The following is a 13,168-nucleotide window of genomic DNA, read 5'->3' as shown; positions in this document are numbered from 1 at the left end:
TGATCTATGGTCCGTCAGGGGCGAGGCTGACGGTACAGATTCCCCCCATCTCACCAAAATCGGAGAACACATGAGTACTGAAGCCAAGTGCCCTGTCATGCATGGCAGTGTGACCAACGCGTCGGCGCCGACCAATGCCGGCTGGTGGCCGAACCAGCTGAGCCTCAAAATCCTTCACCAGAACTCGGCTCTGTCCAATCCGATGGGACCGGCGTTCGAATATGCCGAGGCCTTCAAGAAGCTCGACTATCAGGCGCTGAAGAAAGACCTGCAGGCGCTGATGACGGACTCCCAGGCCTGGTGGCCGGCAGACTGGGGCCATTACGGCGGCCTCTTCATCCGCATGGCCTGGCACGCTGCGGGCACCTACCGGGTAGGCGACGGCCGTGGGGGCGCCGGCACGGGCCAGCAACGCTTCGCTCCGCTGAACAGCTGGCCGGACAATGGCAACCTCGACAAAGCGCGCCGCCTGCTGTGGCCGATCAAGCAGAAGTACGGCAACCAGATTTCCTGGGCCGACCTGTTCGTTTTGACCGGCAACGTCGCCCTCGAATCGATGGGCTTCAAGACGTTCGGATTCGGCGGTGGCCGCGCGGATGTCTGGGAGCCGGAAGAGGACGTGTTCTGGGGCGCTGAAACCGAATGGCTCGCCACCAGCGACAAGCCGAACAGCCGCTACTCGGGTGAGCGTGACCTCGCTAACCCGCTTGCCGCTGTGCAGATGGGCCTCATCTACGTGAATCCGCAGGGTCCGGACGGTAATCCCGATCCGGTTGCGTCCGGTCGCGACGTGCGTGAGACCTTCGCCCGCATGGCCATGAATGACGAAGAGACCGTTGCGCTCGTCGCCGGTGGTCACACCTTCGGCAAGGCCCACGGCGCCGGGGATGCCGCTCTGGTCGGCCCGGAGCCGGAAGGCGCGCCGATCGAGACCATGGGCTTCGGCTGGCTCAGCAAGCATGGCTCGGGTAAGGCTGGTGACACGATCACGAGCGGCATCGAGGGCGCGTGGAAGCCGAACCCGACGAAATGGGACAACGGCTATTTCGACGTCCTGTTCCGCTATGAGTGGGAACTGGTGAAGAGCCCGGCGGGCGCCCACCAGTGGCGAGCGAAGAACGTGCGTCCGGAGGACATGATCCCGGATGCACACGATCCGTCCAAGAAGCACGCGCCGATGATGACAACGGCCGACCTGTCGCTTCGTTTCGACCCGATCTACGAAAAGATCTCGCGCCGCTTCCACCAGAACCCGCAGGAGTTTGCTGACGCGTTTGCACGCGCCTGGTTCAAGCTCACCCACCGCGACATGGGACCGAAAGCTCTCTATCTCGGGCCGGAAGTTCCGGGCGAAGACCTCATCTGGCAGGACCCGGTTCCGGCGGTGGATCATGAACTGATCACCGACGCGGATGCCGAAGTCCTGAAGGCGAAAATCCTCGGTACGGGTCTGTCGGTCTCGCAACTGGTCAACACCGCCTGGGCCTCAGCGGCAACCTTCCGCGGCGGCGACAAGCGCGGCGGAACCAATGGCGCCCGCATCCGTCTTGCGCCGCAAAAGGATTGGGACGTCAACCAGCCTGCCGAACTCGCCAAGGTGCTCTCGACCCTCGAGGGCATTCAAAAAGAGTTCAACGCAGGCGCCGGCGGCAAGAAAAAGGTCTCGCTCGCAGACCTGATCGTGCTCGGCGGCAACGCTGGCATCGAAGCGGCCGCCGCTGCGCAGAAAGTCAAGGTGCCTTTCAAACCTGGACGCACGGATGCGACCGCTGAGCAAACGGATGCGGACTCGTTTGCGCCTCTGGAGCCGACCTATGACGGTTTCCGCAACTACCTTCGCAAGGGCATTCAGCGCAATGCCGAGGAACTTCTGGTCGACCGCGCTCAGCTTCTGACGCTCACCGCGCCGGAAATGACGGTCCTGGTCGGCGGCATGCGCGCCCTCGACGCCAATACCGGAAAGTCGAAGCACGGTGTACTGACCGCGCGTCCGGGCACGTTGACCAACGATTTCTTCGTCAACCTGCTCGACATGGGCACCGTCTGGGCTCCGGCTTCCGAAGGCGTCTACGAAGGCCGCGACCGCAAGTCGGGCCAGGTGAAGTGGACGGCCACGCGCGTCGATCTCATCTTCGGTTCGCACTCGCAACTGCGTGCGCTTTCGGAAGTGTATGGTCAGAACGACAGCCAAACGAAGTTCGTCAACGACTTCGTCGCGGCCTGGACGAAAGTGATGAACCTGGGTCGAACCGACCTCGGCTAAGCGCCTCTGACACTGTAGTATCTGGAAGGGCGGACCTGCGGGTCCGCCCTTTTTTGGTTTGCGGGAGGCAGAGGCTCGGCGCGTCGTCGGGGCTTGAGGCGCAGGTCGTCGCCGGGTAGCGTGCGTCAACGCCCGGACGGGCATCGGACACGGGATTCCGCCATGCGCTTTCCAGCTCTCATTGCTGCCCTGCTTCTCGGCGCGTGCGCGTCGGTGCCTGCTGGGTCTCCGGAGCTGGCGCCGGGCGCCGTGCCGCTGACGCTTAGCCCCGGTGTGGCTTGGGTCGCTGCCGGCGAAGGCTGGGCCGAGGAGGCGAAAGAAGTGTTTGCTGAGGCCGCGGCATATGCCGGCACCGTGGCCACCAGCCGTCCGGACAAGAGCTGGGCCGTTGTACTGGATCTGGATGAAACCGTGTTGAATAATGTGGATTACCAGATATCCCGCGAAGCCCTGGGCGAGGGCTTCACGGCAGAAAGCTGGCACGCGTGGACGCAGGAGGAGCGAGCGACTCTTGTTCCGGGTACGGACGAGTTCATCGCCGCCGTCAATGCCGCGGGCGGGCACGTCGCCTTCGTGACCAACCGGACCGATACCGAGCAGCTGGCCACCGAAAAGAACCTCGCGGCGATCGGCCTGCGGCGCGGCGAGGATTTCCGAGTCCTGCTGACGCGCGCGTACCCGGCGGCGCCGGGCGAAAAGGATGCGCGCTTCGAACTCGTACCGGCTATGCTCGCCGTACAGGGCTTCGAAGGCGTGGAGGTCGTGGCTTACATTGGCGACAATGTCGGCGACAAACCGAAAGAGCCCGGCGCGTGGGAGTTCTTCTGCATCGACCAGGGCGCAATGTACGGCGCTCCGTGCGCGACCGTGCCGGGTCCTGGCCAATAGCTGAAGCTTGCGGCAGGCCTGGGCTGCGAAGATCCGTGACGGCCAGTCAGACGCGTCCTGCAGGGCGCAGCCTGGGCAGTCGATAGTGCTGACGGCTTCAGGGACGCTGTGCGTGGCGCCGGGGTAGAGAGTCGATGAGATGTCGACGCCGGCCCGGACGCGGCGTTTAGCGTGCTCGCGGTTTGCGCCGAAAAGGATGTCGCATTCCGCGATGCACGGGTGGTTCGGCGGGAAGCCCGCGAGGTTCGCGAGCCGCGGACAGGCCTCGCCGGGATGAGCCGGCCTGCATTCACACGGTTATTCAAGCGGGAAGCCCTTAAGGGCGTCGCACTCGACATCGGTTATGACAGCGCGAGTGCGTTCTGCGCGATGTCCCAGGACACGTTCGGCGTCTCTCCCAGCCAGCCAGCAAGTACAATCTTCTGGGCGTTCCAGAACGTCCGGACGCGAGGTCAAGCCGGACTGCGGCTTGTGTAGCGGCAAAGGCATGGCAAGTTCCCCGCTCATGTGCGCGCCGCCAGGGCGCCTGGTGGAGAGAAACTATGCCTGACCTGCTGCTCTACGAGCACCCGCTTTCGCCGTATGCCCAGAAGGTGAAGATCTCGCTGCGGGAAAAGGGCCTGGCGTTTGAAGTGCGCCTGCCGGAAGGCATCGGTACGGGCGCGACCGGCGGCGGCTTTGCCAGCGCCAATCCGCGCGGCGAAGTGCCCGCGCTGCTCCATGGCGAAACGGCAGTTTTCGACAGCACGATCATCCTTGAATACATCGAAGATGTTTGGCCTTCGCCGGCGATGTTGCCGCCTACGCCGGCGCTCCGCGCCAAGGTGCGGATGATCGAGGATGTGATGGACACCCAGTTCGAAGCGATCACCTGGGGGCTCGGCGAACTGAATTTCTTCAAGCGCGCCGAGGGTGAACAGAAAGCCGTGATGGAAGCGCGGGCTGCCAAGCAGGCCGCAGCATTCTTCGACATGCTGGAAGCACAGCTCGGCACGTCGACATGGTTCAACGGAGACCAGTTCGGCTGGGGCGACCTGAGTGTGGTACCGTTTCTCAACGGCGCGGCCGGATTTGGCATCGCACCGGCGGCTGGCACGCGGCTGGCGGACTGGTTCGCCCGGGCCAATGCGCGCGACAGCGTGCGGCAGGCACGCAAGGAATCTGAAGCCTCAATCGGCGGCATGGCCCAGGTGGACAAGGCCGTTAAGGCCGGATTGTTCAAGCGGCAATACCGTGACCATCGGTTGGAGTGGATGCTGAAAACCGGCGGCACTCAAATTGTCCTGGACGGCGTGCAAGCGGGCACGATCCGGTTCACCGGCCCCTGAGCTTCCTGATTGGGGCTGGTTCACGCTCGGTAGGCCAGTCTGGAAACAGGACAGCACGGCGCGGCGGCGCCCCATGCCCAAACGGAAGCCCGCGACAAGAGCCCGGGCGCTCACGCCGCAAGCAGAGCCAAAGGCAAGTCATTGGATTTTTTGCGGCAGCCGCGGCCGGTTTGGCAGTCGTCGCTTTTCTGTATGGCAGTTAGTCTGGGGCGGGTCCTGGGCTCGCAGCAACAAATCTTTCCAGAAGGTTGCTGAACTCTGTCAGGCCGGACATTCGATTGAAACGGGCAGTAACCAAACTGTGGGATACGGAGGCTCCCAACAACGAGACAGTTGCCACCAATGATTGCCCGAGACTTCCAGAAGACTTTCGCTGCCGCCGATCCTGCGCACCTGAAGGCCTACAATCCCGAAGCCCTGGAGTTTCACGCAGGCCTTCCGGCCTACGCGCCGATGCGCCTTGAAGAGCTCATGAGTGCATCGGTCGAAGCGTACGCCCGCCAGCCGTTTTTGACGACTTCTCTGCCGAATGGTCTGTCGGCCACGCTGAGCTTCGCAGAAGTCGAACGCCAATCCGGAAATCTCGCGCGCTATTTCCGCGAAGTACTGAAACTGCCAGCAGGTGCGGTCGTTGCGGTTCAGTCGCCGAACTGTATCGGCTACGTAGTCTGCCTTCTGGCAGTCCTGCGCGCCGGGCTGGTGCTCTCCAACGTCAATCCGCTCTACACGGAAACAGAAACGCGCCGCCAGTTGCGCGATTGCAAGGCCGAAGTGCTGATTGGCTCGGCGCTGTTTGCCGACGCCATTGACGCTGCAGTGATCGGTACAGACGTCAAGCACGTCCTGTCGTTGTCTCTGGCGGATTTCTTCCCGGCGCCGAAGCGGGCAGTCCTAAACGTGATGCTGCGCCATGTGAAGCACATGGAGCGACCACTGAAGTCTCGGCACGAGACGCTCCGCACCGCCATCGCGAAGGGCGCGCGGCACGCAACACCGGTAAGTTCGTACACGGAAGTCCTGCCGCCAAGCCGGGATTCGATCTACCAGTACTCAGGCGGCACGACCGGAACGTCGAAAGGCGTGCGCCTCACCGAGGCCGGCCTGATCACGAACATCGACCAGTTCGTCAGCCTCTCGCCAGAACTCGCAACGATGCAGGGCCACACAATGTTGCTGGTGCTGCCGGTCTACCACGTCTTCGGCCTCTTCGCGTCGGTCATCGCTCTGCGTTATGGCGTTCATATTGTGCTGGCGCCGAGCCCGCGGCCGCTCTCAAATCTCCAGAAGAGCTTCGAGAAGTTCAAGCCGACCATTTTCCCGGGCGTCAATACGCTGTTCTCCAAGCTCATGGATGAGCCTTGGTTCCAGCAGAACCCGCCGAAGCTTGCACTTACCATCTCCGGAGCCGCCGCCCTGGATCCGGGCATCCGTAAGCGTTGGCGCACGATGACGTCCACACGGATCATTGAGGGCTACGGCATGACCGAAGCCACCACGCTGCTTACCATCAATCCGCCCGATGGCCGGGAACGTCCCGGCACTGCAGGCCTTCCGCTGCCGGGTACGCAGGTCGCCATCCTGATGGAGGACGGACGATTTGGTGCTGCCGGTGACGTGGGCGAAATCATTGTCCAGGGACCGCAACTGATGTCGGGCTACCTCCACCGCCCGGACGAAACCGCCGCCGCTTTCGCGGATGGATGGATGCGGACCGGTGATATCGGAATACTCGACAAGGACGGCTACCTGACCATCGTCGACCGCGCCAAAGACATGGTTCTGGTCGGCGGATTCAATGTGTTCCCGAACGAAGTGGACGAAGTTCTCAACGCGTGCCCGGGAATCGCGGAAGCGGCCAGTGCCGGCATCAAGGTTGCTGATTCCGAAGAGGAGCTGCATGCCTTCGTTGTACGCCGGGATAGCAATCTGACGGTTCAGGACGTGATGGCGCACTGCAGCCAGCACCTTACGGGCTACAAGCGTCCGCGGACGGTGCATTTTGTGGATGAACTGCCGAAATCTCCGATTGGAAAAATTCTTCGGCGCGAGCTCCGTGTTTCGGTCGCCTCACGCTGAAGCATAAATAAAGATATAAAAAACAGGGATGTAAAGTTGGTGGCGCCGGGATCGTCGTCGCTAACGAATGCTAAACCGGCTGTCTCTATGCGTGAGGGAACGATTTAGTTCCACGCTGAAGACGGTCCTGAATGATTTATCCGCCGCCGCAGTTCGAGCAGCAAAAGAGCGAGGTGCTCCAGCGCTATCGAATCCTCAATGGGTCGGAAGTCCATGTGGCGGGTCAGATTGCCCAAACCACCGCCCTTGCGCTGGGTGTGCCGGTCGTCATCGCTTCTCTCAATGAGCGCTACCGCACCTGGTATCAGGCCGCGCATGGCGCAGGCGAAGGCAACCTTGAGCGGTTCTACGCTTTCAGCTCACGCGCAAACCTTTCCGATTCGGCATTCGCCCTGAGTGACGTTCGTGAAGATCCGCATTTCGCGTCCGACCCCGCGGTGAGCGGGCACCCACCGATCGTGTTCTTCGCCGGCGCACCGCTGCGCGACCCGGATGGCAAACGTTTTGGCAGCCTCTGTCTGATCGACCACCAGCCTAAAGAATTTGGAGAATCAGATCTGCGCCTGCTTGAAAGCTTCGCAGGTCTCGTCAGCCAGGATATCTGTGTACGGAGTGCGGCCCGCTACGCGGTGCGCGATCTGATCGAAGCAGAGCACGACAAGTGCGATCTCTTCGATATGGCAATGACCGACCCGCTGACCAAGGCGCTGAACCGGCGGGCTTTCTTCCGCTTTGCAGAGCGGGAAGTGCTGCGCGCCAGCCGTCATGCAAAGCCGCTTACCGCGATCATGTTCGACATCGATCATTTCAAGCGCGTCAATGACGTGCACGGCCATGGTGTCGGAGATGAGGTGCTGACGCGTCTTGTTCAGTGCGTCTTGAAGAACATTCGGGATGAAGATCTCCTGGGGCGTCTTGGCGGCGAAGAGTTCGCGCTCGTGCTGCCTGAAACCGAACCGCTGCGCGCTGCAATTCTTGCCAACCGCCTGCGAGACGCAATCAAAGAACTTTCCTTTCCCGGCAAGACCGGACCGTTCAGCATCACGATCAGCGCCGGCATAAGCGAGCCCGGGTTTGCCGATATCGATATACAGCCGGCTCTGGAGCGCGCGGACGCGGCTCTCTACCGCGCCAAGCAGAACGGCCGCAACCGCGTGGAACTGGCGCCGTTGACGTCCGGCGGCCCGACCCTTGCTGTCGCCTGAGCTCAGTCGCGATTGTCTGCCAGCGGAAGATCTGGCGAGATCAGGATCCGGTTTGCAGCCCCGTCAGGGTCCTCAAACTGCCCCGTTCTTACCGACCAAATGAATGCGGCAAGGCCAGCGAACCCCATCGCGAGAGCAATCGGGATGAGAAATAGGAGGCCGCTCATGCAAGTTTCTCCGAAGCAATGTTGAGCCTGAGTGCGTTGAGACACACGATCAGGGATGAACCGGACATGGCAATTGCCGCCACAAGCGGTGTTGCATAGCCGAGGACGGCAATTGGCACGGCGACGAGGTTGTACGCTGCTGCAAATCCGAAATTTTGCAGCATCACGATGCGTGCCTTTCGAGCCGTGCGAACGAGCAGCGGCAAGGCGCCGAGGCCGCCTGAATAGACCGCATCCGAAGCAGACTGGCTGACATCCAGCGCGCCGCCCGGAGCTGCTGACGCATGCGCCAGAGCCAAGGCGCCAGCGTCGTTGAGACCGTCGCCGACCATTAGTACATGCCTGCCGTCTGCCTGCAACTGCTCAAGCCGCTGAACTTTTTCCTTCGGGCTGGCTGCGGCAGTCCAATGTGGCACGCCGAGTGAATGTGCGACTTCTGCGACGGCTTCCGCGCGATCGCCCGATACGATCTCGACTCCCATTCCCAGCTTGCGAAGCCGTGCAATCGTGCTGGCAGCGCCCGCCTGAATGTTGTCTTCGAAGCGCAGTTCCATAGGTGGCTCGCTGCCTCGGGCAAAGAACAGGGTCGCGCCGCTGTGTCCGGTCGCCTTGGCGCCGGTCCAGTCCGCCGAACCGAGGCGGCAGGTCACGCCGTCGATTTCGCCTTCGAGGCCGAGTCCCGGGTATTCTTTGGCCATTGAAGCAACCGGTCCGGCGCCGGCGGCAAGGGTGAGTGCGCGCGACAGCGGATGGCGGCTGGCCCGGGCGAGCTGTGCCGCGGCTGGTATAAGGCCTGCCGGCAAATCGTCCGCAATCAGGCGGGGTGTGCCGAGGGTTAGTGTTCCGGTCTTGTCAAAGATAATGTGGTCGCAAGCGGCGATACGTTCGAGTGCATCTCCGGATTTGAGATACGCGCCGCCGCGGAACAGCCGCCCGGCCGCCACAACCTGCACGACGGGCGCGGCGAGCGCGAGTGCGCACGGGCAGGTGATGATCAGGGTCGATACAGCAATCAGGATGGACTCGCGCAGGCCCAGGCCCGACAGCCACCAGCCGAGAAATGTCAGCAGCGCCGTCGAATGAACCAGCGGGACATAGAGGGAGACGGCCCGGTCGGCGATCCGGCGATAGGTGGAGCGCTTCTGTTCACCCGCCTCCAGCATGCGGCCGATGTCAGACAGCAGCGAGTCGGATGAAGCCGCAGTTGCCTTGCCGACAAGCGGCTGGGACAGGTTGATCGAACCTGCCATCAGCGCCATGCCGGGGGCAGAAAAGCGTGGCAGGCTTTCGCCGGTCACAAGGCTTTCATCGACTTCGGATTCGCCGGTCTCGATGACCATGTCGACCACGGCGCGCTCGCCAGGGGCCAGCATGATGCGATCGCCGGGGCGAATGTCTTCAGATCGCACGGACGTGTAGGTGCCGCCTGCGCTGATGCGCGTGACCGTCCGGCTGGCCAGTGCCGCCAGATCTCGCGCGGCGGAGTAGGCGCGACGCCGCACCCGGGCATCAAGAAACCGCCCGATCAGCAGGAAGAAGAGCAGCATGCATGCAGCATCGAAATAGGCATGCTCGCCGCCGCGGATTGTCTCGGCGACGCTGACGCTGAAAGCGAGAATGAGCGCCAGGGAGATCGGCACGTCCATGTTCGTGCGCCGGCGCTTTAGCACGTTCCAGGCTGAGCTAAAGAACGGGCGCCCGGAGAAGATCAAGGTCGGTAGAGCAATGATGCCCGAGACAGCATGCAGCCCTTGCCGCGTCGCTTCACCCATCTCGTCATGCCCGCCCCAAACCGACACCGACAGCAGCATGATGTTGGCCGTCGCAAACCCAGCAACACCCATCGCGAGAAGGAGTGATTGCTCCTCTTTCTTGTGCGCAGCATCGCCGGCGTTTGTGTCAAGCGGCGCGACGCCATAGCCGATGTTGCTGATGGCTTCTGAAATGCGCATGGCGGGCATGTCGCCGGTCCAGCTGACATCCAGCCTGCCGGACGACAGGTTCAGCCGCGCGCTGGCCACGCCGGGCAGGGCCGCCACGGCGTTTTCGATGCGCGCCAGGCAGGCGCCGCATTTGGCGCCGCGTACGGAGAGCGAGAGCCGGTTTTCCCTGCCCACTCGGCGTACGAAGGGTGAAGGGTCAGCCGCCTCGGACTGACTGGGCGGCGCCAGACCGCTCGGGCAACCGGCCGGATCAAGCGTCACGGTGTTCATGGCAGGCGCACTTCCCGCATTGCTTTGAAATCGTCTCCGTCCGTCTGCGGATCGACATCTGCCGAAAACTGGACGGTCCATGTTCCGGGTGCGAGATCCGTTACGGATGCAGAAAATTCTCCGCCGCCCAAGGGAGCAAGCTCCAACATCCGGTCGAGCGCCCGGTCAGCCGGATGGCGCATCAGGAGAGAGGCGGCCGATGCAGACAAGGCGGAGCCATCGCGCTTGCTCATCCGGATTCGGATTTCCTGATGTGTCGCCGGGCCTTCCAGTCCGATTTCAGCGCTCCAGCCTTCTTCGGCCTGCCGCTCGCGCCGGGCGATCTCCTGATTGTAGCCCAGGCCGGTCAGGTAGGATTTTTCAACATCTTCTCCCGGAAACGTGGTGATTGCCGTCCACAGGAAAATACCGTTCACGACAAACATAAAGCCGAAAAATCCGAGAAACCAGACGAGGGCATGCCAGGCCTTCAACTGGCCTTTTCCGGTCCGGGCGGTCGGCAGTACAGCATTTGCGGACATCAGTGTTCTCCTCTTGTGAACGGCGCGCTGGCGGCAACTTTTTCGCCAGTGTCTGTGTCCACGATTTCAACGATCAGATGGTCGCGGTCGGCTTCGTCGCCCGCGGGAACGGTAACGAGCATCCTGTAACGGTCCACGCCATAGGCCTCGGACGTCAGTATGATGCTGCCCCCGCTGGGCGCGGTGCCGACCCCGATAATCTCGAACTCGGCGTCACCGAGCCCTTCGACCGACACGTTCACGGCTTGGGTCGTGGTGGATTTGTTGACCAGTTTCAGGGTGTAGCCGTTGCGCACCCGTCCGTCCGACAGCCGGATGAAGGGCGGCGAGCGGTCCTTGAGCACGCTGAACTCATAGGTCGATTTGGAAGTATAGCCCCAGAGCATAAGCGTGCCGATGAGTGCAATGAGGACGGTGTAGAGAACCGTCCTTGTTCTGATGAGCTTATACTGAGCTTTCTCGCCGCTCGCCCGCAGGCTAACTGCCTTGTCCGTATCATAGGCAATCAGACCGGTCGGGCGGCCAATTTTGCGCATGATGTCATCGCAGGCGTCGATGCAGAGGGCGCAGTGTATGCATTCCAGCTGGGCGCCGTCGCGGATGTCGATCCCCATGGGGCAGACCTGCACGCATTGCTTGCAGTCAATACAGTCGCCGCGGCCTTCCCAGCTTTCATCCTTGCGGTGCGGTGAGCGGGGTTCACCGCGGTCAAACCTGTAGGTTACGTTAAGCGCATGCTCGTCCGTCAGTGCGCCCTGGATACGCGGCCAGGGACAAAGGTAGGTGCAGACCTGCTCGCGCATGGTGCCGGCCAGCATATACGTCGTAAAAGTCAGGACGCCGGCGAAGAAATAGGCCGTCAGTGGTGCTTCGCCCGTGAAGAAGGTGCGGGCAATGGTCGGGGCGTCATGCCAATAGAGGATAAAGGCGCCGCCGGTCACGAAGGCGATCAGAAGCCAGACAGCGTGCTTGCCGCCCTTGCGCCAGACCTTGTTGAAACTCATCGGTGCTTGATCGAGCCGCATGCGGGCGGCGCGGTCCCCCTCGAACGCACGTTCCACCCAGATGTAAAGATCCGTCCAGACCGTCTGAGGGCAGGTGTAACCGCACCAAACGCGGCCAAACAGGGACGTCACCAGGAAGAGGGCCAGCGCGGCAAGGATCAGCAGCCCCCCGAGGAAGTAGATTTCCTGAGGCCAGATTTCGAGAAAGAAGAAATAGAATTTCTCGCCTTCGAAATCCGCCAGGACCGCCTGATCGGGAATGCCATCCCCGCGCGTCCAGCGGATCCATGGAACGACGTAGTACACACCCAGCGTAGCAGCCATTACCAGCCATTTCACCATCCGGTACTTGCCATGGGCAAGCTTCGGATAGATCTGGTTTCGCTTCTTGTAGAGGGAGTCCGGACGCTCCGGCTTCGGAGCGCCCGTACCCTTCGACGAGATGAGCGTGACTTTGGTCACTTTTCGCCTCCGCCCAGCGAGTGGACATACACGGCGAGCGCCTTGATCGTGGCGTCGTCGAGGCGGCCCTGCCAGGCAGGCATGTGCGCGTTACGTGCGTTGTAGATGGTCTGCTGGATGTCGCGGGGTTCGCCGCCGAACAGCCATTCAGAATCCGTGAGGTTCGGTGCCCCGAGCGACCGGTTACCTTTGGCATCGGCGCCGTGGCAGCTCACACACTGCTGCGCAAAGACCGGCGCTGCACGGTTCGCGGCTGACATGTCTGCAGTGCCGCCGGAGACCTTCACCACATACTGTACGAGGTCGTCGATCTCTTTGGCTGTCAGCAGGCCGTCGCGACCGAAAGCGGGCATTGCGCTGTTGCGTGTGGCTGGATCTTCAAGATGCCTGATGCCGTGGCGCAGCGTAGTTTCGATGCCGGCCAGCGTGCCGTCCCAGATCCAGATGTCGTCGGCGAGCATCGGATAACCCTTGGCACCGCGGCCGCCAGCGCCGTGGCAAGTGGCGCAATTGTCACCGAAGGCGCTTTCACCCATTGCCAGAGCGAACTGCTGCAGGTTCATGTCTGTTTCGATTTCCTCCAGCGAGGCATCAAGGAGCTGCGACGACGCAGCCGCACGCTCGGCATTCAGCTTGCCGACTTCTTCAGCCACAAGAGCGCGGTCTGAGTGGCTTCGGATGCCAGGCGTATTGGTCATGCCAGTGCCCGGCAGGGCTGGGATCGCCGGCATGAAAATCATGTAGATCACAGCCCACACAATAGTGCCGTAGAATACGTATAACCACCAGCGAGGCAGCGGATTGTTCAGCTCCTGGATACCGTCCCAGGTATGACCTGTGGTCTCGACACCCGAGAGTTCGTCAATGTCCGGTTTGTGCTCAGTCATCGGACGGTTCCTTGTCGACAAGAGGTTGGTGGGCCGCATTTCGGAAAGTTTCGCTGTTGGCGGGCCAAAGTGCATAGGTGAGCGCGACCAGGAACATCACCACAAAGAGGCCGAGCCCCCAGGTCTGCGCAAAGCTCGAGAGTGTTTCGTACAT

At 62.1% G+C, this 13,168-nt stretch carries 11 protein-coding genes; 5 read left to right on the top strand and 6 right to left on the bottom strand.

Annotated elements, in window-relative coordinates; all coding sequences use genetic code 11:
• Positions 1–70: 70 nt before the first annotated feature.
• The 5 genes from katG (at position 71) to Q0C17_RS06160 (ending at position 7,760) form a co-directional block, all read left to right on the top strand.
• The gene (gene katG, locus Q0C17_RS06180; protein ID WP_291202945.1) at positions 71–2,263 is read left to right on the top strand and encodes a catalase/peroxidase HPI; all 2,193 of its coding nucleotides are present in this window, start codon (positions 71–73) and stop codon (positions 2,261–2,263) included.
• A gap of 162 nt (positions 2,264–2,425) precedes the next feature.
• The gene (locus Q0C17_RS06175) at positions 2,426–3,151 is read left to right on the top strand and encodes an HAD family acid phosphatase (RefSeq protein ID WP_291202942.1); all 726 of its coding nucleotides are present in this window, start codon (positions 2,426–2,428) and stop codon (positions 3,149–3,151) included.
• A gap of 542 nt (positions 3,152–3,693) precedes the next feature.
• Positions 3,694–4,479: a glutathione S-transferase family protein gene (locus Q0C17_RS06170; RefSeq protein WP_291202939.1), complete on the top strand. Its 786-nt coding sequence runs from the start codon at positions 3,694–3,696 to the stop codon at positions 4,477–4,479.
• 342 nt (positions 4,480–4,821) lie between these two features.
• Positions 4,822–6,555 (top strand): AMP-binding protein, encoded by a 1,734-nt coding sequence (locus Q0C17_RS06165; protein WP_291202936.1) that lies wholly within the window; start codon positions 4,822–4,824, stop codon positions 6,553–6,555.
• Between the two features lie 131 nt (positions 6,556–6,686).
• Positions 6,687–7,760, top strand: a complete 1,074-nt coding sequence (locus Q0C17_RS06160) for a sensor domain-containing diguanylate cyclase (RefSeq protein WP_291202933.1) — start codon at positions 6,687–6,689, stop codon at positions 7,758–7,760.
• Positions 7,761–7,762: 2 nt separating this feature from the next.
• Here the strand turns inward: Q0C17_RS06160 and ccoS are convergent, their stop codons facing one another.
• Genes ccoS through Q0C17_RS06130 form a run of 6 tightly spaced genes read right to left on the bottom strand, consistent with a single transcriptional unit; the run spans position 7,763 to position 13,168 of the window.
• Positions 7,763–7,927: a cbb3-type cytochrome oxidase assembly protein CcoS gene (gene ccoS, locus Q0C17_RS06155; RefSeq protein ID WP_291202931.1), complete on the bottom strand. Its 165-nt coding sequence runs from the start codon at positions 7,925–7,927 to the stop codon at positions 7,763–7,765.
• A complete protein-coding gene (locus tag Q0C17_RS06150) occupies positions 7,924–10,140 on the bottom strand; it encodes a heavy metal translocating P-type ATPase (RefSeq protein ID WP_291202928.1) in 2,217 nt (738 codons plus the stop codon). Before Q0C17_RS06150 ends, ccoS begins: the two co-directional genes overlap by 4 nt.
• Positions 10,137–10,661: a FixH family protein gene (locus tag Q0C17_RS06145; RefSeq protein WP_291202925.1), complete on the bottom strand. Its 525-nt coding sequence runs from the start codon at positions 10,659–10,661 to the stop codon at positions 10,137–10,139. The genes Q0C17_RS06150 and Q0C17_RS06145 overlap by 4 nt, the downstream gene beginning before the upstream one ends.
• Entirely contained in the window at positions 10,661–12,109 is a 1,449-nt protein-coding gene (gene ccoG, locus Q0C17_RS06140; RefSeq protein WP_366914773.1) for a cytochrome c oxidase accessory protein CcoG, read from the bottom strand. The genes Q0C17_RS06145 and ccoG overlap by 1 nt, the downstream gene beginning before the upstream one ends.
• A gap of 14 nt (positions 12,110–12,123) precedes the next feature.
• Positions 12,124–13,014: a cytochrome-c oxidase, cbb3-type subunit III gene (gene ccoP / locus Q0C17_RS06135; RefSeq protein WP_291202919.1), complete on the bottom strand. Its 891-nt coding sequence runs from the start codon at positions 13,012–13,014 to the stop codon at positions 12,124–12,126.
• Positions 13,007–13,168 carry a cbb3-type cytochrome c oxidase subunit 3 gene (locus Q0C17_RS06130; protein ID WP_291202916.1) on the bottom strand — a complete coding sequence of 54 codons (162 nt, stop codon included), beginning with the start codon at positions 13,166–13,168 and terminating at the stop codon, positions 13,007–13,009. The genes ccoP and Q0C17_RS06130 overlap by 8 nt, the downstream gene beginning before the upstream one ends.

It is taken from the genome of Hyphomonas sp. (assembly GCF_022844445.1).
Classification (GTDB): domain Bacteria; phylum Pseudomonadota; class Alphaproteobacteria; order Caulobacterales; family Hyphomonadaceae; genus Hyphomonas.
The sequence above is the reverse complement of the archived record's forward strand: the minus strand, read 5'-3'. Positions and strand labels throughout refer to the sequence as shown.

Bases quoted from the DNA above. Each gene is read 5' to 3' on its own strand.
- katG (WP_291202945.1), top strand. From the start codon at position 71: ATGAGTACTGAAGCCAAGTGCCCTGTCATGCATGGCAGTGTGACCAAC.
- Q0C17_RS06175 (WP_291202942.1), top strand. From the start codon at position 2,426: ATGCGCTTTCCAGCTCTCATTGCTGCCCTGCTTCTCGGCGCGTGCGCG.
- Q0C17_RS06170 (WP_291202939.1), top strand. From the start codon at position 3,694: ATGCCTGACCTGCTGCTCTACGAGCACCCGCTTTCGCCGTATGCCCAG.
- Q0C17_RS06165 (WP_291202936.1), top strand. From the start codon at position 4,822: ATGATTGCCCGAGACTTCCAGAAGACTTTCGCTGCCGCCGATCCTGCG.
- Q0C17_RS06160 (WP_291202933.1), top strand. From the start codon at position 6,687: ATGATTTATCCGCCGCCGCAGTTCGAGCAGCAAAAGAGCGAGGTGCTC.
- ccoS (WP_291202931.1), bottom strand. From the start codon at position 7,927: ATGAGCGGCCTCCTATTTCTCATCCCGATTGCTCTCGCGATGGGGTTC.
- Q0C17_RS06150 (WP_291202928.1), bottom strand. From the start codon at position 10,140: ATGAACACCGTGACGCTTGATCCGGCCGGTTGCCCGAGCGGTCTGGCG.
- Q0C17_RS06145 (WP_291202925.1), bottom strand. From the start codon at position 10,661: ATGTCCGCAAATGCTGTACTGCCGACCGCCCGGACCGGAAAAGGCCAG.
- ccoP (WP_291202919.1), bottom strand. From the start codon at position 13,014: ATGACTGAGCACAAACCGGACATTGACGAACTCTCGGGTGTCGAGACC.
- Q0C17_RS06130 (WP_291202916.1), bottom strand. From the start codon at position 13,168: ATGTACGAAACACTCTCGAGCTTTGCGCAGACCTGGGGGCTCGGCCTC.